Below are 20,591 nucleotides of genomic sequence, written 5' to 3'. Positions count from 1 at the left end.
AACCACAGAAGTCCTGAGCCTAGGAATTAAATGCCTTTACGCCGGAAGGCCTGACAATTTTGCAAGCATTTCCGCCGAGTTCCTTGCTCCGAGTTTGTTCATGAGCCGGGATCGGTGGGCTTCGACGGTGCGAGGAGAGATCAGCAATCGGCGCGCAATCTCCTTGTTGGTGAGCCCTCCTACCACAAACATTGCGATTTCGCGTTCTCTTCGGGTGAGCGATGCAACGGGTCTGTGGCCGGACAGATCGATTGCAGCAGTTACACATTTCGCAAAAGGTTCATGGGGTGTAAGCGAACGACCGTGTACCTGGCACCAAAACTGAGTGCCGTCGCGCCGCGTCATAATGCGTTCGTCAGCATAGTTCGGTGAACGCTGCATCCCGTTGAGCCAGAGCCGACCGAGCGTTTCGAATTCTTCAGGCGAGGCATGCAATATGGCCAACGACTGGCCCGCGAGTTCGTGAGGCCTATAGCCGAACATGCTCGCAAAGCTGGGTGAGCACATCTCGATCACGCGTGCACTCGTAATCACGAGGCCGACCGGCGCATTCTCGAACGCGAATTGAGCCAAGTTTCCCATCGGCGTGTTCCTCTCGAATAGCGTGTTTGCACGAATAGTCAAATTCATTCCACGAAGCGAAACTCCTCTTTCAACGCCCGCTTCAAATGACTTGGTCGGGCAAAGAGATTTCTGCCGTGCCGATATGTGCCGGGGACGATGAAAGAGAGAGGACTATCGATGGCTGCCAACAATTATCCATCGCTGCAACATCTGCTGGACGCCACGCCCGATCTGGTCGGCTATTTCCATAATGATACGTTGTCACCGCATTCGATAGGCCGGCCGGGCACAGTTCCAGTCCCTCTCGAAATCACCAACTGGCGTGATGAACAGCGGGCCTGGCGCGAATCCGTGCTGCTGTTCGATCAGTCGCACCATATGCCGGAAACGTTCCTGGGGGGGCCGGACGCCGAAAAGCTGTTGTCTCATCTGGGCATCAACAGTTTCGCCAAGTTTGCCCCTCTGCGTGCCAAACAATACGTGTGTTGCAACCATGACGGTTTCGTAATCGGTGAATGCGTGTTGCAGTTGCTTCCGGACGGCACGTACGAACTTATGAGCGGCATGTATGTCCAGAATTGGCTGCAGTTTCACGCGGAAACAGGCAGGTACGACGTCACTTTGGAGCGCGATCCTCCGACGGGCCATGGTTCGGGCGGGCGCAAGATGTACCACTTTCAGCTCGAAGGTCCACTCGCGCGGGATTTGTTCGCGGAGGCGATCGAGGGGGAGATGCCGGACATACCCTTCTTCCGCATGGCGACGGCGCGCATCGCGGGATGCGATGTATATATCTTGCGGCACGGAATGGCCGGGCATCTTGGTGTGGAGATATCCGGTCCATTCGCCGAGGGCGAGAAAGTTCGAGCGCACCTCATGGCGATCGGCGAGAAGTACGGCATCCGTCATTCCGGCGTGAAGACCCAATACAGCGCGCTCGGTGAATCGGGCTGGCTCGGCTATCCAATTCCCGCCGTCTATACCGATCCGGCACTTGCCGATTTTCGCAAGTGGCTGCCCGGCGATTGCTGGGAAGCCCAGTCGCAGCTGGGAGGAAGCCTCGTTACGCCGGATATTGCGGACTACTATGTCACGCCCTGGGACCTCAATCTCGACAAGCTATTGAAGTTCGATCACGATTTCATCGGCCGTGAGGCTCTGGAGCGCATGGCGACACGCACCGATCACCGGCGCAAGGTGACGCTGGTCTGGAACCCGGAAGATATCCTGAAGGTGCAGGGTTCGTTGCTGGAACCCGGCATTCCCTGCAAATACTTCGAAATGCCGAAATCGTCCTACGCGTTTCAGCAATATGACGAGGTCCGCGACACCAGTGGTGAGCGCGTCGGCTTCTCGAACTTCGTGGGCTATACCGTCAACGAGGCGAAATTCCTTTCCGTTGCGGTCGTCGATGCGCGGTGCGCCGCACCGGGGACCGAAGTTTTGGTGACTTGGGGCGAGCCAGACGGCGGTTCGCGAAAGCCTGTGGTCGAACGGCACCGGCAATCCACGATCCGCGCGACCGTCGCGCCCAATCCCTACGCCCGATCCGCTCAGCAGCACAAGAACGCGGGCCTGATCAACGCCTGATCGTCGCCTTTTTTCGCGAAGTCCGGCGCAATTGCCAACGGCGCGACCTGCACCGGTGCCGACCACAGTCGCGGCCGCGCCGGAAAGGAGGAGCACATCATGCAAGAATTCGTTTTAACCCTTAAGTGCGAGGGCCGGCGCGGGGTCGTGTCTGCCGTTGCGGCAAAGCTTCTCGCCCACGGCGGCAATGTCGTCGAAGCGGCCCAGTTCGACGATCCGCTCACCCGGCTGTTTTTCATGCGGGTGGTCTTTACATTGCCCGGCGCAGAGGGGGATTTCGCCGCGAGCTTTGCCGAAACCGTCGAACAATATGGGCTCGACTGGAATCTTCGCCCGGCGCAGCGTCCGTCAAAAGTACTTATCCTCGTGTCGAAGTTCGATCATTGCCTGCACGACCTTTTGTACCGGATGCAGATCGGCGAGCTCAATCTGGAATGCGTCGGTATTGTCTCGAACCATCCGCAGGACGCGCTTTCGTTCAAGCTGCCAGACACGGTCACATTTACTCATCTCCCGATCACCAAGGTTACCAAGCCGCAGCAGGAAGCACAGATCAAGCAGATCGTGATGGATACAGGCGCCGATCTGGTCGTCCTGGCCCGTTATATGCAGATTCTGTCGAACGATCTTTCCGAATTTCTATCGGGCCGCTGCATCAATATTCATCACAGCTTCCTGCCCGGATTCAAAGGGGCAAAACCCTACCATCAGGCCTATGAACGCGGCGTCAAGATGATCGGAGCAACGGCGCATTATGTGACCAGCGATCTCGATGAAGGGCCGATTATCGCGCAGGACGTGGCGCAGGTTACCCACGCCGATACCCCGCAGGATATGGTGCGAAAGGGGCGTGATGTGGAACGGCGCGTTCTCGCAAACGCGGTGAAGATGCACATCGAGGGGCGCGTCATGTTGGACGGACCCAAGACGGTGGTGTTTGCCTGAGATGGCTGTTCAGCACGAACCGCACCGTTCGATAAGCGCGAACGGCCGGGCCGTCGTGGCGCGCATTCCCGCATCGATAGAGGTGTCACCGAAACAGGCGATCCAGTCGTCGGACCTGCCCTCGCTGTTTCCGGCCGGCACCAGAGTGTATATCACCGACATCGCTCCGGTGGATTGCGGCGATCTCGTCGACGCGGCGTGCCGAGTGCGGGAACTTGGCTACGAGCCTGTGCCGCATTTCGCAGCGCGAAGGATCGCTGACAGGGAAACGCTTGCCAATCGCCTTGCCGCACTGAGTGCGGAAGCGGGTGTTTCCGATGCGCTGGTCATCGGGGGTGGCCCCCGAAAGCCGGAGGGCATTTACCATGCCACCTTGGATTTGCTCGAAACCGGACTTTTCGATCGCTACGGGATAAAGGATATCGCGGTTGCCGGGCATCCGGAAAGCAGTCCGGATTTTTCGGACGCTGAGGCCTTGGAACTCCTGAAGTTCAAGCAGGCTTTCGGTGAGCGGACCGGTGCCGACATGCGCATCGTCACCCAGTTCGGTTTCGATGCGCAACTGTTCATTCGATGGGCCGAGGGGCTAAAGGCGTGCGAAATCGACATTCCCGTACACCTGGGGGTGGCCGGACCGGCGAAGCTGCCGACACTCATCCGGTATGCCGCCGCGTGCGGGGTAGGCAATTCACTTGAATTCCTGACAAAGCAGGCTGGAAAGCTGACATCTCTGGTATCCGGATTTGTGCCGGACACGGTGGTCGCTCCGGTCGAGCGTCACTGGCGCGACGATCCCGATTGCCCCATCCGTCAAATTCATGTCTTCGCGTTCGGCGGGCTGAAATCAGCTTCTGCCTGGCTTCGAGAGCGAGGCAGCTGGTAACGAGATCAGTGGTTCATGCATTTCAGGGCCAAAGCCCTGATCCCTGCCGTGCAGAACGTGACGATCAGTTCCGTCACCTCATCCACCGACAGGCAAGGCGATTTGGGCATGATATCGTCCAGCCAGTCGTCGAGCAGGTGACTGGAATAGACGGTATCGATCACGAACGAGAACGCCCACACCGCGTGGGTTCTGGACAGCTCCGGACATGCGGCGACCAGTAAGCCCATCCAAAGTTGCCGAGCTGTATTCCATTCGATGCGAAGGTCCAGATCGTGGTGGACGATAAATGCCCGTCGTTCGCGGATCAGCCGGATCGCAGCACGTCCTTCTGCTGATGCGAAGGCCAGCGCAACGACGGGGCGGGCGAAGATGCGTATGATCTCATCAAGATCCGGATTGCGGTGCATGGTGCCGCGCGCTTTCGCCAAGGCATCGTCACGCTCTCTATTCAGAGAGCGCCAGATCTTCGACTGGATTTCGTGAAAGAGCTGTTCCTTGCGGCCGAAATAGCGGTTGATGAGGCTGAGCGGGACGTCCGCCCCGTTGGCAATGTCGCGCAGGGACGTCCCGTCGTAACCTCGACTGGAAAACAGCGCCAGCGCGCTTTCTTTGAGACGCTGGAAACTTTCCGACTTTGTCGTCCTGCCGCGGACTGCGCTGGTCAATGACACGCTCCTGCAGATGGATTGGGCGATAGGTCCCTCTCGCCATAGGGCAGTGCGGGGCAAGGGCACAAGTAGGTGCGGACAAACCGTTTCAATCGGAGGGTGTGGACGATCGTGCACAGATAGCGATACCAAAAATAGTTGATTGATCGTACAAGCTTGTTGCAGCTCAAGCGGCGGTCGCGGACGCAGGTAAGTGCAGCAGGTTCGCAGCAAAGACGGAGCTTGCCGGTCCGCATGACAGGCAGGTGTGAGCGCCGACAGAGGGCTTGAAAGGAGCATCGTATCGTGGACGGAGTGCGTGATTTCGGTAATGGTTGCCTGTGCTATTTGCAGGACTGCAATCAGGGCAGTGGCTGGGGTTGGAGCAACTCGGGCCTTATCGTGGATGGCGATCAGGCAGTATTGATCGACACTTTGCGCGACGAGCGGCTGACGCATCACATGCTGGAGGAATATCGCGCGGCGACCGGCCTCGCGGCGCGGGACATCAATACGCTGGTCAACACTCATGCCGACGGCGATCATACTTTCGGCAACCGGCTGATGGAACATGCCCGAATCTACGCCACGCCCGAATGCAAAGACGGCATCCTCGCTCGCCCGCCCAGTGCCTTTCAGGGCCTGCTAGAAAACCGGCCCGAAGGCATCATAGGCGATTTCATTTTCGAACTTTACGGACCGCCGTTCGATTTCACCGGCATCGACCCCAAACTTCCGACCGATCTGGTCAAAGAGGACATGACGCTCACGGTCGGTGACAAGAAAGTCGAACTGATCAAGGTCGGCCCCGCGCATACGCCGGGTGACATGCTTGCCGTCGTGCCGTCCGAACGGACGGTGTTCACAGGCGATGTCGTGTTCTTTACGAATACGCCTGTGCTCTGGTCGGGGCCTTGCTCGAACTGGATCGCCGCGCTTGACCACATTCTGTCGCTCGACATCGAAACAGTCGTTCCGGGCCACGGTCCGGTCACTGATAAAAACGGGGTGCGGAAAACCAAGGAATACCTCGTCTATATTCAGGCAGAAGCGCGCAAGCGTTTCGATGCGGGAATGCCGATCGAGGAGGCGATCCAGGATATCGCACTTGGCGAGTTCGAAGATTGGGGCGGGTCCGAGCGGATCGTCGTCAATCTCAATCGGCTCTATTGCGAGTTCGGCGGCAAGGAACCGGTCACCGATTTCGGTTCCATGATCGCGATGATGGCGCCGTATGCGGAGCGTGCGCGCAAGCGGCGCGCCGGCTCTTCTCCGGAGGCTCCGAAAAGCTGCTGCCCGCATTAACGGCAGCCCATCTGCAAGGCACGAAAGTCGCCTGTAAAAAAGCCAATAGAGGATGTCGGGAAGAGGCCAATGCCTTTCGTTTACAATGCCTGGTACGTAATCGCGCTGCCCGATGAGGTGATCGATCGGCCGCTGGCGCGGACCGTGTTGGGTATGCCGTTGGTGTCGTTTCGCCAGACCGACGGTGCCGCGGCGGTACTACTGGACCTCTGCCCACATCGATTTGCCGCGTTGAGCGACGGTTCTGTCGCAGGCGGCAGGTTGCAATGTCCCTATCACGGGCTTCAATTCGATGGCGGGGGGCGGTGTGTTCACAACCCGCACGGTAATGGCGCGCGCCCGTCCACGCTTGACGTGCGATCCTTCCCGGTCGTCGAACGCGACGATCTGATCTGGATATGGGCGGGTGACGCAGGCGATGCGGATCCCGCCGATATTCCCGACTTCAGATGCCGCGTCGATCCCGACCTGGGCCATGTCGGCGGCTATTTCCATCTTGGCTGCAACGACAGGCTGTTGCTCGATAACCTGATGGATCTCGGGCATGTTCAATATGTTCACAGCAGTAAAATGCAGTCCGATGGCTTTGCGCGGCACCGTCGTGATGTGGTCCGAGAGCGCCGCGATATTCATGCGTTCATCACCTATCCGTCCGCCGCGCCGAATGCATTGACGCGGCGTATGCTGCCCGACGCGCCGGAACTGGTCGACGGATGGAGTGATGTGCGCTGGTTTCCGGTCAGCGCCACGTTGAATTATGTCGCCTATGCCCCCGCCGGATCGGCGAAGGAGAGCAGCCGAGGAGCATCTGGGACGCACATTCTGACCCCGGAAAGCGAGGGGGCGACGCACTATTTCTTCGGGTCGTCGCGCAACTTCGCCATAGACGACCCTGCCATCGATCAGGTGCTGCGCGAATGGCAGATTCAGGCGCTGACGCGCGAGGATAAGCGCGTGGTAGAGCAGGTCGAGGCGCGCTCGGCCTATGCGCGGGCCCACGAGTTCACGCCTGCCATGCTGAGCTGCGACGAGGCAGCCGTTCGTGTGTCGCGCGAAATCGATCGGCTGGAGCGGGTGGAGCGAGAGCGAGCATCGACCTCGCACGTCGCGCCGATTTCAACGACCGCCGATCGCAGCACCGGATTGAGAGGGTAACGCCCCAGGCGGCACCAACCGACGACACGAGTATCAAACGATAATGAATGGGAGCGATAATATGAGAATGCGTTTCTTAATGTCGGCCTCCGCATTGTGCACAGCAATGCTGCCGGCCCTGGCAATGGCGCAAAGCGCCACAACGCAGGATCTTCCGGACGACAGCTCCGGGCAGCTCGACGATTCGGGCATCGGCGATATCGTCGTCTATGGCGAACGCAGGAGCTTGGGCCAATCCGCGCAGAAGGTTCCGATCGCGATCACCGCGATGGATCCTGCGCTGTTGCGTTCTGCGAACACGGTCGATGTCACCGATCTCGGCGCGCTGGCCCCCAACGTCCAGACGCCGACTGCCGGAACGACGCCCGGTTTCCCGAACTTCGCCATTCGCGGCATCGGCATCAACTCCTCCATCCGCAGCGCCGACCCTGCCGTAAACGTCATTCAGGACGGCATGGTCGTGGCCTTTCTTGCGGGATCGCTGCAGAGTACTTTCGATCTGGAATCGGTCGAAGTCCTGCGCGGTCCGCAAGGAGTGCTGTTCGGGCGCAACGCCACCGGCGGCGCGATATCGCTGCGCACGCGGCGGCCGCAGCGCGATTTCCAAGTTCTTGCCGATGTGAGCTACGGCAATTTCAACACACTGACCGCCAATGCCAGCGTCGAGGGTGCGTTGGGCAGTGATGCGGTCATGGGCAAACTGGCGGTGCTCTATCGCCGCAGCGACGGCATGTACAAAAATACCAACGACGGCATCTGGGAGCCGGCGAGCGGAAACCCGTCTGGCGAACCGATTACCCACGAGACCGGACGGCTGGGCAAGCTGGACCAGGTCACGATCAAGCCGACCGTGCTGTTTGAAATCGGCGACAAGCATACATTGACGCTGTTCGGCCAGTATCAGCGCAACAATGATGACGACACGTCGTTTCCGCGCAACTTCAGCCCCGACAAAGGCGCGGCAGTCCCGCTTCAGTCGGTTTACGGCTTCACGCCCACTGCCGAGGGATACGATACGAATATCGACGATGGCGGATATTACCGGCTCCGCGCAGGCCATATCATCGCCGAACTCGTCAACGAGTTCGAAGGCGGGGCGAAGTTGACGACCGTCGCCGCATGGCGCCGGGTCAAGCTGGATAACAGCGTCAACTTCTATGGCGGCCCGGTGCCGTTGTTCTATCTTATCGATAATCCGGAACGCAGCACTCAGCGCAGTGTGGAGACGCGGCTCAATGTCCCTCTCACCGACGATGAGCTGGATCTGACCGCCGGACTTTTCTATCTCAATTACGATATGTATCTTCAGGAAAACCGGCGCATCTTGTCCGCTGCCGTGCCGACCGAAACATTCAACTACATTCAAGGCGCGTTCGATCAGGATGTGAAGGCATTAGCTGCATTCGTCAATGTCGACTGGCGACCGACCGATCGGTTGACGATTTCGCTTGGTGGCCGGTTCAGCAAGGATACCAAAGACTTCAACGGTGCGCCGCTCACGCTGTGCGGCGGGCCGGGGCTGACCGACTGTGGACAGACCTTCTATCGCGTAAAAAAGAGCTGGACCGATTTCTCGCCACGCGCGGTAGTCAACTATCAGGCTACGGACGGTGTCATGGTCTACGCCAGCTATACGCAAGGTTATCGCAGCGGCAATTTCAACAGCCGTGTCAACAATAGCGCTGACTTCTCCGCGGCCAATTTCACGCCTGCCGATCCCGAAGATGTCGAAGCCTACGAGGTAGGTATCAAATCCGACTTGCTCGACAGGAGGCTGCGCGTCAACGTTGCGGGATTTATTCAGGATTACAAGGATGTCCAGCAGGTATCGACGCTTAACATCGCCGGTTCCGCGCCGATTCAGACGCTGGTCAATGCGGCAAGCGCCGAGATCAAGGGGTTAGAGACCGAGATCATCTTGCAGCCGGTTCGCCCGCTGCGTCTGCAAGCGAATTTTGGCTATACCGATGCCAAATTCAAATCGTTCAATGTGCCGGTGCCGGGTGTCGACGATCCAAAAGACCTCGAGTTTTCGAGAATACCGAAATACACCGTGACGTTCGCGGCCAATGTCTCCATCCCTGCGGGCGTGAACGATATCGAAGGCCGCGTGTCCTACGATTACCGCTCGGGTTTCGATTCCGATCTTGCGAACTCGCCGGAGCTGCGAGTGGACGGCTACGGGTTGCTCAACGCCAACCTGACATACGTGGCCGACAACTGGAGCCTAGGCATCTGGGGGCGCAATCTCGCTAACGTTGCTTACGCCGAAGCCAAAGGGCGAGCATTCTCCTACGTTGAGTGGGGCGGGCAGCCGCGCACGTTCGGCGTTCGTGTGACCGGAAAGTTTCGGTAGAGGCACAGCAGGTTTTTTAAAGAGGTGCGGCGGCGGGCGTTCGTGTGATTGATGATCGCCTGCCGTCGATCACGGCGGACAAAGTCGCCGCGACGTTTGTTCGGGAGATTGACGAGTGCAAGTGATTTCGCGCGGATACGCATTGACGGTTCTGACCGCTACGCTTGCGCTCAGTTTTGTCGACCGGCAGATTCTCTCGCTTCTCGTCGCGCCGGTCAAAAGTGAACTTTCGCTTTCCGATCTTCAGATCAGCCTGCTTCACGGGCTGGCGTTTGCGTTTCTTTATATGTTGCTGGGATTGCCGTTTGGCTGGCTGGTTGACAGACGAGACAGGAAGAAGATCATTTTTGCCGGCGTAGGTTTCTGGAGCGTGGCCACTGCCTCGTGCGGGCTTGCCCGGAATTTTGGCGAGTTGTTCCTGTCCCGGATCGGCGTGGGCGTAGGTGAGGCGTGCCTGCAACCTGCGGCCTATTCGCTGCTGGCAGATGCCTATCCCCCCGAACGATTGTCCAGCACACTTTCCATATTTTCGTTGGGTAGCTGGCTGGGCGTAGGGGGGGCCTTCCTTCTGGGCGGTCAGGTCGCAGGTATCGCCGAGACGATATCGGCTATGTCCGGTCTGGACTGGTCGGGTTGGCGATGGCTGTTCATTTTGCTGGGAGCATTGGGCATTCCTGCCTGCCTGGCGATCGTGCTTGTTCGCGAACCTGTTCGGCAGCGTGGCCATCAGGCGCAGCCGCTGTCGGAGACGGCGGCATTCCTCAAAGCGCGGGCAAAGCTGATCGTGCCCCTGTTTCTGGGTTATGCCATCATTCTTCTGAACGTCTATGCCTTCCTGGCCTGGTCTCCGGCGCTGCTGATGCGCGTCTATGGGTGGACGCCGCCCGAAGTGGGGTACGGCCTCGGCCTTTGTGCTCTTTTGCTGTGCCCGGTCGGTGCCTTAAGTGGCGGCATGATTGCCGACCGGCTGGTGCGGCGCGGGGTAGTTGCGGGACCGGTCGTCATCGGTGCTGCCGAAGCGGCACTTTTCCTTCCCTGCCTGGCTGGCCTGGCCTTCGTCTCCAGCGGGCAAGGGGCGATGGCTTTGCTTGCCGTGTGTTTCGTTCTCGGACCGCTCGCCCTTGGTTCGGGAATCGCTTCTGTGCAGATGATTACGCCGCCGCAGTTTCGGGGGCAGCTGTCGGCGGTTTATCTTCTGGTGTCCAGCCTGCTTGGCGTAGCAGGCGGGCCCGCGTTGACCGCGTTATTCACCGATCGCGTCTTTCGTGACGAACTTCGCGTGGACGACTCGCTCGCAATGGTCAGTATCACCACTCTGCCTATCGCCTTTGTTTGCCTTGTCATCGCGGCGCGCCGGTTCTCGTTTTCGCGTTCTGACGTGGCGGAAACTGTATCCTCGGACTTTGCCCGAAAAATGGACGTCGTCTGATGGGCTTGAACGTGGACCAGATCGCGGCCCGTGCTGCACGGGCCGACCTGATGGTCACCGATCTTTGCGTCGTCGCACGCGAGTACCGGAAACCTCCAGTCCATCTCGCCGAACTCGCGCCGAAAGTGACCCTGGGTCACGTCCATCCAAATAACCCAGCGCGCCTCATGGGTCGACCGGCACATCCTCGATTGAACAGGCGCCGGGTCTGTGGCTGAGATTATCGACGGCAAAACACTTGCCAGACATCTCGACGCGCAGACGGCGAACGACGTCCGTCAGATGATGGGCGGACATGGCATTCGGCCGGGGCTGGCGGTGGTCCTGGTCGGTCATGATCCGGCAAGTGAGGTCTATGTCGCCCGCAAGGTCCAAGCTTGCGAGCGCGTCGGTATCGACAGCTTCGAGCATCGATTACCGGCAGACACGTCACAGGAAGCGTTGTTGACCCTGATAACCCGTCTCAACATCGATCCGACGATCCATGGTATTCTGGTTCAGGTTCCCTTGCCTGCACATATTGACGCCGGCGTTGTATTGGGAGCGATCGATCCATCCAAAGACGTCGATGGCTTCCACCCCGTCAACGTCGGGCGACTGTCGACCGGGGCTGGTGGCCTCGTCCCGTGCACGCCCTTGGGCGTCATGAAATTGCTGGACACCGTGTATCAGGACCTGACGGGCCTGAATGTCGTTGTCATCGGAAAATCCAATATAGTCGGCAAACCCATCGCGATGCTGCTTCTTGAGCGTGAAGCGACTGTCACCGTCACCCATATCGAGACCAGAGGATTACCCGATATCGCGCGACAGGCCGACGTCATAATCGCAGCAGCCGGCTCCCCCCGCCTGGTTCGCGGTTTCTGGGTCAAGGAGGGGGCAACGGTCATCGACGTGGGCATCACCCGCGTTCCGAACGAACATGGGAAAGACCGTTTGGTCGGTGACGTAGCGTTCGACGAGATTGCCCACGCCAGAGCCGCAACCCCTGTGCCCGGTGGTGTAGGTCCGATGACGATCGCCTGCCTTCTGGCGAATACGGTACTGGCTGCGCAACGTGCGATTGGGGGCGCATGAACAGTTCTCTGCCTCCTACCCAGTCAATCTGGGTGCGCCTGAAAGGGTACGAAGTCCTTGCCGATGTCGGCATCAACCCGGACGAGGCGAACCGTACTCAGCCTTTGATCATTTCTGTCGAAGCAGAGGTCATCGCCAAGAACATTGGTTCAATTGTCGATACGCTCGACTATCGCAACATCGTTTCTGCAATTGAAAGCCTGGCGCGGAGTCACATTCCCCTGATCGAGAATTTCGGCTGGCGGCTTGCCGCGCTTTGCCTGGAGGCAGGTAATGTGAACAGAGTCAGCGTCGAGATTGATAAACCCTTCGCGCTTGCCCGTGGAATGGCGGGCGTCAAAGTCGAGATAAGGAGACGGGGCGGTATCCATGGCGGATAGTCTTCCCGCCCGTCAATTCATGTCGTCACCATGGCAACGCGCCATCCATGTTGACGAACGCTCCTGCGTGGCTGCCGTCGGTCATCAAGGCGAACTTGGCTGGGGCAGCAGCGCCTTCCGCGGTCGACCAACCTAGATTTCCGCTCAGATCCGTGTTGGTTAAACCCGGGCAGACCGAGACGGCGGTTATTTTGCTGCCGCTCAGTTCGGCGTTCAACTGAACCGTAAGCATGTTGAGCGCGGTCTTAGATGCATTATAGGCCAGGAGGCGAACGTCATAGAACGGGTTCGTCGGATCCCCATTCAATGCAAGCGAGCCAAGGCTGCTCGAAAGGTTGACGATGCGTCCGGCAGCCGACTTGCGCAGCATGGGCAACGCCGCCTGAGTGACAGCCAATGCGCCAAAGAAGTTGGTATCGAATATTTGCCGCCCGATTTCGAGCGACGTCACGCTCGGCGGTCCATCGCCCTTCGGAGCGATGCCGGCATTGTTGACGAGGATGTCGAGACGACCGTGGTCGGCCTTTATTTCGGAAATTGCGGAGGCAACGCTCTCCCGTTCGTCGACGGCGATCTGGATGGAGGCGACGTTCAGCCCGCTGTACAACAGTTCGTCGGCAGCGGCCTTGCCGCGCGCGGCGTCTCTGGCTCCCATCAACACAAAAACGCCAGCTTGCGCCAACTGCCGGGCTATCTCCAGCCCGATCCCTTTGTTCGCACCAGTGACCAGTGCGATCCGCTTCATACCATTGGACATAAAAGAAATCTCTCCATCAAGATTTTGCCCCGGCCTGCCGCTGTCTGAGCTGGTCGGAGCGTCACGAACTGGCAGCAAGGCCTTAGCTGGCGGCGCTGGCTGACAGAGTGCGTTGCAAGGTCAGGAATTTGCCGATCGGTTCGCGCCGCACTTGAGGCGAAGGCGTCCATTATCACTTTGCGATGGTGGGCGCCTATTGCACTTCACCCCGCGTCGGTTGATCGAGTGTGGAGGCTTTCGTGCATGGCCGTGGAAAAATCCGAGGGTTCGCGGCCAAGAACCATGCGCAGGACATTGCCGTTTCCGGCCAGGCCATGACCATCATAATGCTCGAACATCAGCTTGAGTTCGCGAACTTGCCCCGGCGTATAACCGCGTGCCTTGGCAACGAATGCCGCCAGCTTGTCCGGATCGGCCTTGTATGTCTTCACCTGCCTGCCGAGGATGTCCGACAGGATGCTCCCCATTTCCACAAAGGTCAGTAATTCCGTGCCGGCCAGTTCGTACGTGGCAAAGGAATGGCCTTCGTTCGTGTGGATCATTGCGGCGGCCTCGGCCAGATCGCGTTCGTGTATCGGTGTGAAGGGCTTGGTGATGTCGAAGGAGGGCATCAATTCGGCGGTCTCATGGTCGAAGAATGCCAGCGCGGTCTGGGAATACATCCCTGGCTGAATGATCGTCCAATCCAGCGTCGAGTGGCGGAGTAGCTGTTCTGTTTTTGACTTGCGGAAATGATGCGGCATGTCCGGCGTCGCCGGGTGCATAACCGAGTGATAGACGATGCGCCGCACACCCGCCTTTCCCGCTGCCTCGATAATATTGCGCGCGTAGTCCGGATCGCCTGGATCGAGGGAAGGCGGAATATAGTGTATGGCGTTGGCTCCTGCAAACGCTGCAACCAAGGATTCGACGTTCCGGCAATCGCCGTGACGGACTTCGATCCGATCGGCAATCGGCCCCATCAGCCGTGCCTGTCGGGTTATGCCACGCACGTGCACGCCGCGCCCGACAAGGGCGCCGATCAGCTGCTGGCCTGTCAGTCCGGTGGCGCCAATAACGGCGATCGCTGGTTTAGTCATTGAATTCTCTGAAATTTGCTTTTGGCTACTCGATGGTTGTCTCTCAAGTCCCCCGATCCGTCAAATTATTTGCTTGATCGTACAACTACTTTATCATGTCCGATTATCCTGTGTGGAGCGAATATTCCGACCGATGCGAAAAAGCGGGGTGCCACTTTCCGCAACTTCGGGAGGATGTGGGTGGGAAAGTGTCCAACCTGGATCGTGTCTCTTGTCGTCGCCAGTGCGCAGGCGAACTGCACGTACGCTCCGGGTACTCGCGAGGGGTAGGGCGGTGCCTCTGGCATCGGCGATTTATCGTGCAGTGCGAGTGTGGACTAAGATCGATTATTGTCTTGCGCGTACGAACAAAAAATGTTGCACAACCATGTTGCCGACCTTATCCTGTTTATGAAAAGTCGCTGAGCATCCGTGTCGCGGCCGCGTGAAGAATATATTGGGAGTTGAGATGTCTGTTCCGGTCAACCTCGGCAGAGCCGTGGCAAAATCTGATGAGATCTATCCGCTTCAGGCAAGCCGGTTCTATCCGAAAGAACAATGGTACGTAGGCGCTTACAAATCCGAATTGGTCGAAGGTCAGACTTTGGCGAGGACGATCTTCGGCGAGCGCGTGATCTTCTTTCGCGGCGAGGGCGGCAAGGCTACCGCTGTTTCCAATCTTTGCGTCCATCGTTTCATGCCGCTCGATGAAGGGAAAATTGTGGATGGCCGGCTGGTCTGCCCGTATCACGGCTATGCATATGGCGAGGACGGCCGCTGCGTGCATGTGCCTACCGGCGGGGCACCGTCACCCCATGCGCGCTTGCGACATTATCCCGTTCGGGAGGATGGGCCGTTCGTGTGGATCTGGACCGGCTCTGTGGAAGGGGCAGGTGAGGTCGATATCCCCGATTTGACAGACATCGGGCTATCCGATGCATCTGACGGCTGGACGACTGCGGTTGCGGAGCGGCTGCATATGCAGGCGCGCGCGCCATTGCTGGTCGACAACCTGTTCGACCTGTCGCACATCGCCTTCATTCATGTCGACTCGCTGCCAGGTGCAGGCGGGCTGGCGATGATTCCGCCGATGTTCGACCGGAAGAGCGATCGGTTCCGAGTCGGGCGTTATGTTCCCAACTTTGTGGCAAAGCCGGATACCGTCATTGGTGATACGATGCCGATGATCGTGGGGCAGCCCGTGTATGCCGCGCTGCTCACGGATTTCTACAGTCCGGCGGTCATCAATTCGTCCGGTCCCTGGGCGAACGAGCTTGTCGACGGCGATCAGCCCGGCGAGTCCATCGCAAAGCTGAATTTCGTTCATCTCATCACGCCGGAAACCGAGAATTCGACACATTACTTCAACGTGGTGACGCGGGATTATCATCCGGACGATGAAAGTCTTTCGGCGCGGCTGATCGCTCAGACCGACCGGGTGCGAAGGGAAGACGTGGGTTGGCTGGAGCAGATCGAGAAGATCGCCGACAGGATGAGTGCAAAAGGCGAAATCTCGTCGAAGGCGGATGAAGGCTCGCTGAAAGTCAGGCGACATCTCAGGAGTATCATCGAGGCCGAACTGGCGGTATCCGCAGCGGAGTGAAGGCGGGTTTGTCACATGGACATCGTCATGAGGAGAAGGTGTAGATGAACATCGCCCATGCCCCGACGGCAGGAGATGCACGCAAGGCGCATTTTACCCCGCTATCTCCGATATCGTTCCTCCCGCGCACCGCTTTGGCCTTCCCCGATCACGTCGCAATCGTGCATGGCGACCTGCGCCAGACTTGGAGTGAAACCTACCGGAGGTGCCGGCAGCTGGCGTCGGCGTTTCGAGGACGCGGGATCGGTAAGGGCGATGTTATCGCGGTGATCGCGCCGAACATTCCCGCGATGTACGAGGCGCATTTTGCCGTCCCCATGGCAGGGGCGATCCTTAATACACTTAATACGAGGCTGAAGGCGGCGGAAATCGCATTTCAGCTTCGCCACGGCGGTGCGCGCGTCCTGCTGGTCGATCGCGAATTCAGCGAACTCGTGGCTAGCGCTTTGCGCGATTTCGAAGATCCGCCGCTTGTGATCGACGTTCTCGACGAAACTTATGACGGCGCGGGTCAGGCGATCGGGGCGACGGATTACGAGAGGCTGCTTGCGGAAGGTTCGGACGATTTCGAGGCCGACTTGCCCGAAGACGAGTGCGAGCCAATTTCGCTCAACTATACGTCGGGGACCACGGGCGACCCCAAGGGCGTGGTGACGCATCACCGCGGTGCGCATCTTAATGCTCTGTCGCAGATCGTCACCTGGTCGATGCCGCAAAATCCGGTGTATCTCTGGACGCTGCCGATGTTCCATTGCAACGGATGGTGTTTCCCCTGGGCGGTGGCGATTCAGGGTGGCACCAATATCTGCGTCCGGCGCGTGGAACCGGCTCGCGTCGTGGATCTCATCGAATTGCATGGCGTTTCGCATATGTGCGGCGCGCCAATCGTTTATTCGATGTTGGTCGATGAACTTGAGCGACGCGGACGGGTTTTGTCCAGCCGGGTCGACTGCATGATCGCGGGCGCCGCACCGCCAAGCGCGTTGATAGAGGCGGGGGATCGGATGGGGTTCGACTTTCTCCACGTCTATGGCCTAACCGAAGTGTACGGACCTGCTGCCGTCTGCGTGAAGCAGCCGGGCTGGGCGGATATGCCGGTCGAGGATCGTGCGCGCCTCAACGCGCGGCAGGGCATGGCCATGGTTTCTCAGGAAGCGATGTGCGTTCTCGATCCTGAAAAGATGGAGCCGGTGCCGGCCGACGGCGAAACGCAAGGCGAAATCATGTTTCGCGGAAACGCCACGCTGCTAGGATATCTGAACAATCCCGAAGCCACCGCCGCGGCTTTTGGTGGGGGCTGGTTTCATACGGGGGATATCGCCGTCGTCGACCCCGACGGTTATGTACGCATCACCGACCGGTCGAAAGATGTTATCATTTCCGGCGGGGAGAATATCTCTTCGCTGGAAGTCGAGGATGTTTTGCACAAGCATCCCGCAGTTTCCGTCGCAGCGGTTGTTGCCATGCCTCATGAGAAGTGGGGCGAGGTGCCCTGTGCATTCATCGAACTGCGCGCGGGCGAAAAAGCCGAACCGTCGGAATTGCAGCAATTCTGCAGGGAACGCCTGGCCGCATTCAAGGTCCCCAAAGTGTTCTCGTTCGAAGAGCTGCCAAAGACGTCGACAGGCAAGGTCCAGAAAGCAATTCTTCGCGACGCGGCCGGACGACTCGTCCCACCGGCATAGCACTTCAACGCAATCTTTCGCACAGGACCAGAGTTCGGACGCCTGTTATTTGATTGTACGTACAAAAAATATTAGGTGCGGTATGTCGATTCGTGAGCAGACACCGGGCCGAAGAGGAGAATGACGTGATTCCAGGCAAATACGAAAAAGGCCTATTTCAGGTCGGTGCCAATACCTATGCCTATGTCCAACCGGACGGTATCTGGGGGATGAGCAACGCCGGTCTGATCTCCGATGGCGAAAATTCGATGCTGGTCGACACGCTCATGACTCTGGGCCTGACCGACGAGATGCTGACGACCATGGCGGATGCGGTTCCGGCGGCGAAGAAGATCGACGTTCTGGTCAATTCGCACGCCGACATCGATCATACATACGGCAACCAGCTGGTCGACGGTGCCAGAATTGTTGCCTCGCAGGCCACAGCGGACGAATTCTTCAAGGTAAAGCCTGAATATCTGCAAAGCCTGATCGACAACGATGACAGCGAAGGTGGGCGGTACATCGCCAAGGTGATGGGCAATCACCTGTTCGATTACAGCGGGATCGTTCTGACCCCGCCGACGGAAACATTTGATAGCGAAGCAACTCTCTCCGTCGGGGACAAGACGGTCAAGCTGTACAACGTCGGCCCCGCGCACACTGCCGGGGATACGCTGGTGCATTCCGTCGAAGACAGGGTCGTCTTTACCGGCGACCTGCTTTTCCTTGGCGTTCATCCTGCCATCTGGGCCGGGTCGATCGAAGGCTGGATAGCAGCCTGTGACAAGATGCTGTCGCTTGATGTCGATACCATTGTCTCCGGCCATGGCCCGGTGACGGACAAGCAGGGTGTTCGTACGTTTCGCGAATACCTCGTCACAATCCGCGATGAAACGCGCAAGCGTTTTGATGCGGGTTTGTCTGTAGAGGAAGCCGCATTCGATCTCGCACTATCGTCGCCATTTGACGAATGGATTTCGCCCGAACGCATGGTTGGTACGGTCAATTACCTTTACCGCACCTTTGGAAGCACAGAGACGATTGACGACTTCGTCGGCGTTTTCGGTGCGCTTAGCCGCTATGCCAAGCGCAAGGAAAACCTCGAACTGGAAGGTTCGCATGTTCACGACGCCTCGTGCCAGCACGGTGCCGACTGCAAGCATTGAACTTACTCGTCGCGCCGGCAGCCATCGCGCGGCGTGACAACCTTGTTCCCTGACGATGGGGAAACAGGGGGTGAGGCTGCAGGGAAGGTTTCCTGCCCTCTCCCTGATCTGGCCTGTCCGATGCAGGTATGAAATGGAGTCCAAAAATGCGCCTGGTCACATTCGAATTCGGTAATGACGAAAAAATCGGCGCTTTGGTCGATGGTGGTGTGCTGGATCTCGCATCGGCGGGCACTCGCGCGAATCGCCCGGTGCCTGACTCTATGCAGGCGCTTATCGAAGCAGGTGACAGGGCGTGGGACAACGTGCGCGCGTTGATCGCGGATTGCCCGGCAGAAGATGTGGTTGAGAGCCCGAAGCTGCTCAGCCCGCTGCCCCGCCCTATCCGCCTTCGCGATGCAAGCCTGTTTCACGAACACATGGAAATTGCGCTCGGCAAGATCGGGAAGACGATGCACGAGGAATTCCGGCGTCAGATCATCTACTATAACGCGAACCACCTCGACATCTACGGCCCGGAAGCCGAGCTTCCCTGGCCGGCGCGTTCGAACTGGATCGACTACGAACTGGAATGGGCCTGTGTGGTGGGGCGGACCGCAACCCACATCACGCCCGATACGGCGCGCGATCATATCTTCGGTCTGACGATCTTCAACGATTGGTCCGCCCGCGATCTTCAGCTGCCTTTCATGGAATGCGGCCTTGGGCCTGGCGGGGGCAAGGATTTTGCGAACGGCCTTGGTCCATGCATCGCCACGCTGGACGAGTTTGACGACATCTACGATCTCGCGATGACTGCGCGGATCAATGGTGAAGAGTGGACCCGCGGCACCACCGGCTCGATGTTCCACAAGTGGGAAGACGCACTCATTGGCCTCAGTGCCGATTATCCGATCAGGGCCGGCGAGATCATTGGATCGGGCACTGTGCTGAGCGGGTGCGGGTTCGAGCTGGATCGCAAGCTCGCGATCGGGGACCTCGTAGAACTGGAAATCGAAGGAATCGGGGCACTCCGCAACCGGATCATTGCCGACAACCGGGGCTGATAGAGCGGAGCGCGTCTCGCGATCGCGAGCGCACCCGAATCAAAACACGGCTGTCGGTCGAATGGATAAGACCGCGGGTCAGCCTTTGCGAAGACCACGTGGTCATTCGCGAAAGAATGACATCAGGGCGTCGCTCGTTTCTCGCGGGGCCTCCTCCGGTACGAAATGGGCGCCGGTTACCGACTGGCCGGTTATATCTTTGCACCACTTTCGCCAGACCGTCATAGGCTCTGCCTTTGCGACTGTCCCTTCACGCCCCCAAAGGACCAGCGTCGGCGCCTTGATCTGCCGCCCGACGGTGCGATCTTGCGCGTCTAGAATGCGATCCACGTGCCAGCCTGCCCGGTAATCGTCACATGATGCGCGCAGCGTTTCCTGGTTCCGAAACGCCGCGATGTAGTCGGCCATGCTTGGTTCGGGAAAATTGAAGTTCTCGCCGCTCCATTGCTGGAACTTGCGGTGAATGTAGTGATCGCCGCTTCCGGCGATCAACGTTTCGGGAAGGGGCGCGGGCTGGGCCAGAAAGTACCAGTGATACATGTCGAACCCCGTCTGAGGTCCGGCGTTATATACATCAACCGTAGGCAGGATATCCATGACGCACAATTTCCGGACAGCTTGCGGGCTGTCGAGTGCAAGCCGGTAAGCCACGCGTGCCCCCCGATCGTGCCCTGCCACAAAGAATTTGTCGTGGCCGAGGGCGGACATCGTAGCGATCTGATCCCGTGCCATTTGGCGTTTCGAATATTGAAGATGGGTGCCATCGCCGGCGGGCTTGTCCGAGCGACCGTATCCGCGCAGATCTGGCATGACGAGTGTGAAATGTTCAGCCAGTGACGGTGCCACCATTCGCCAGATCATTCGGGTTTGCGGATAGCCATGCAGGAGCAGCAGAGGTGGGCCGTTTCCGCCCACGAGCGCATCGACGGTAATGCCGTCGCCGGGCAACCTGACGCGGTC

General features: G+C 58.8%; 18 protein-coding genes. 13 read left to right on the top strand and 5 right to left on the bottom strand.

The window, feature by feature from the left end; translation table 11 throughout:
• Nucleotides 1-36 precede the first annotated feature (36 nt).
• On the bottom strand, nt 37-630 hold the full coding sequence (locus A9D13_RS01340; protein WP_216635474.1) for a LuxR C-terminal-related transcriptional regulator: 594 nt from the start codon (nt 628-630) through the stop codon (nt 37-39).
• Nucleotides 631-741: 111 nt separating this feature from the next.
• On the opposite strand from A9D13_RS01340, the gene A9D13_RS01335 reads away from it, so the two are divergent.
• The 3 genes from A9D13_RS01335 (at nt 742) to A9D13_RS01325 (ending at nt 3,982) form a co-directional block, all read left to right on the top strand.
• Nucleotides 742-2,154, top strand: coding sequence for an aminomethyltransferase family protein (locus A9D13_RS01335; protein WP_066769011.1), 1,413 nt, complete (start codon nt 742-744; stop codon nt 2,152-2,154).
• 99 nt (nt 2,155-2,253) lie between these two features.
• Entirely contained in the window at nt 2,254-3,099 is an 846-nt protein-coding gene (gene purU / locus A9D13_RS01330) for a formyltetrahydrofolate deformylase (protein ID WP_066769008.1), read from the top strand.
• A 1-nt stretch (nt 3,100) separates the two neighbouring features.
• Complete coding sequence (locus tag A9D13_RS01325) at nt 3,101-3,982, top strand: methylenetetrahydrofolate reductase (RefSeq protein ID WP_066769005.1); 882 nt, start codon at nt 3,101-3,103, stop codon at nt 3,980-3,982.
• 5 nt (nt 3,983-3,987) lie between these two features.
• Here A9D13_RS01325 and A9D13_RS20765 read toward each other — a convergent pair whose 3' ends face one another.
• Nucleotides 3,988-4,650, bottom strand: coding sequence for a TetR/AcrR family transcriptional regulator (locus A9D13_RS20765; protein ID WP_066768996.1), 663 nt, complete (start codon nt 4,648-4,650; stop codon nt 3,988-3,990).
• Nucleotides 4,651-4,938: 288 nt separating this feature from the next.
• Between A9D13_RS20765 and A9D13_RS01315 the strand changes: the two genes are divergently transcribed.
• From A9D13_RS01315 to A9D13_RS01290, 6 genes are all read left to right on the top strand, one after another.
• Entirely contained in the window at nt 4,939-5,937 is a 999-nt protein-coding gene (locus A9D13_RS01315) for an MBL fold metallo-hydrolase (RefSeq protein ID WP_172808067.1), read from the top strand.
• A 69-nt stretch (nt 5,938-6,006) separates the two neighbouring features.
• Nucleotides 6,007-7,092: an aromatic ring-hydroxylating oxygenase subunit alpha gene (locus A9D13_RS01310; RefSeq protein ID WP_066768992.1), complete on the top strand. Its 1,086-nt coding sequence runs from the start codon at nt 6,007-6,009 to the stop codon at nt 7,090-7,092.
• A 61-nt stretch (nt 7,093-7,153) separates the two neighbouring features.
• On the top strand, nt 7,154-9,448 hold the full coding sequence (locus A9D13_RS01305; RefSeq protein WP_172808065.1) for a TonB-dependent receptor: 2,295 nt from the start codon (nt 7,154-7,156) through the stop codon (nt 9,446-9,448).
• 115 nt (nt 9,449-9,563) lie between these two features.
• Nucleotides 9,564-10,877, top strand: a complete 1,314-nt coding sequence (locus A9D13_RS01300; protein ID WP_082922015.1) for a spinster family MFS transporter — start codon at nt 9,564-9,566, stop codon at nt 10,875-10,877.
• 210 nt (nt 10,878-11,087) lie between these two features.
• Nucleotides 11,088-11,954 carry a bifunctional methylenetetrahydrofolate dehydrogenase/methenyltetrahydrofolate cyclohydrolase FolD gene (gene folD / locus A9D13_RS01295; RefSeq protein WP_066768987.1) on the top strand — a complete coding sequence of 289 codons (867 nt, stop codon included), beginning with the start codon at nt 11,088-11,090 and terminating at the stop codon, nt 11,952-11,954.
• A complete protein-coding gene (locus A9D13_RS01290) occupies nt 11,951-12,334 on the top strand; it encodes a dihydroneopterin aldolase (RefSeq protein ID WP_082922014.1) in 384 nt (127 codons plus the stop codon). Before folD ends, A9D13_RS01290 begins: the two co-directional genes overlap by 4 nt.
• Nucleotides 12,335-12,359: 25 nt before the next feature.
• Here the strand turns inward: A9D13_RS01290 and A9D13_RS01285 are convergent, their stop codons facing one another.
• Together A9D13_RS01285 and A9D13_RS01280 are read right to left on the bottom strand one after the other, a co-directional pair.
• Nucleotides 12,360-13,091: an SDR family NAD(P)-dependent oxidoreductase gene (locus tag A9D13_RS01285; protein ID WP_066768985.1), complete on the bottom strand. Its 732-nt coding sequence runs from the start codon at nt 13,089-13,091 to the stop codon at nt 12,360-12,362.
• Between the two features lie 203 nt (nt 13,092-13,294).
• Nucleotides 13,295-14,170 carry an SDR family oxidoreductase gene (locus tag A9D13_RS01280; protein WP_066768983.1) on the bottom strand — a complete coding sequence of 292 codons (876 nt, stop codon included), beginning with the start codon at nt 14,168-14,170 and terminating at the stop codon, nt 13,295-13,297.
• A 448-nt stretch (nt 14,171-14,618) separates the two neighbouring features.
• Here A9D13_RS01280 and A9D13_RS01275 point away from each other — a divergent pair, with 448 nt between their 5' ends.
• The 4 genes from A9D13_RS01275 to A9D13_RS01260 all read left to right on the top strand — a co-directional run bounded on the left by A9D13_RS01275 (nt 14,619) and on the right by A9D13_RS01260 (nt 19,631).
• The gene (locus A9D13_RS01275; protein WP_066768982.1) at nt 14,619-15,752 is read left to right on the top strand and encodes an aromatic ring-hydroxylating oxygenase subunit alpha; all 1,134 of its coding nucleotides are present in this window, start codon (nt 14,619-14,621) and stop codon (nt 15,750-15,752) included.
• A 44-nt stretch (nt 15,753-15,796) separates the two neighbouring features.
• Nucleotides 15,797-17,437, top strand: a complete 1,641-nt coding sequence (locus A9D13_RS01270; protein WP_066768978.1) for an AMP-binding protein — start codon at nt 15,797-15,799, stop codon at nt 17,435-17,437.
• Between the two features lie 125 nt (nt 17,438-17,562).
• A complete protein-coding gene (locus A9D13_RS01265) occupies nt 17,563-18,585 on the top strand; it encodes an MBL fold metallo-hydrolase (RefSeq protein ID WP_066768977.1) in 1,023 nt (340 codons plus the stop codon).
• A 146-nt stretch (nt 18,586-18,731) separates the two neighbouring features.
• Nucleotides 18,732-19,631, top strand: a complete 900-nt coding sequence (locus tag A9D13_RS01260) for a fumarylacetoacetate hydrolase family protein (protein WP_066768976.1) — start codon at nt 18,732-18,734, stop codon at nt 19,629-19,631.
• A 102-nt stretch (nt 19,632-19,733) separates the two neighbouring features.
• Here A9D13_RS01260 and A9D13_RS01255 read toward each other — a convergent pair whose 3' ends face one another.
• Complete coding sequence (locus tag A9D13_RS01255) at nt 19,734-20,579, bottom strand: alpha/beta fold hydrolase (protein ID WP_066768975.1); 846 nt, start codon at nt 20,577-20,579, stop codon at nt 19,734-19,736.
• Nucleotides 20,580-20,591 lie beyond the last annotated feature (12 nt).

It is taken from the genome of Croceicoccus mobilis, from assembly GCF_001661965.1.
Taxonomy (GTDB): domain Bacteria; phylum Pseudomonadota; class Alphaproteobacteria; order Sphingomonadales; family Sphingomonadaceae; genus Croceicoccus; species Croceicoccus mobilis.
The sequence above is the reverse complement of the archived record's forward strand: the minus strand, read 5'-3'. Positions and strand labels throughout refer to the sequence as shown.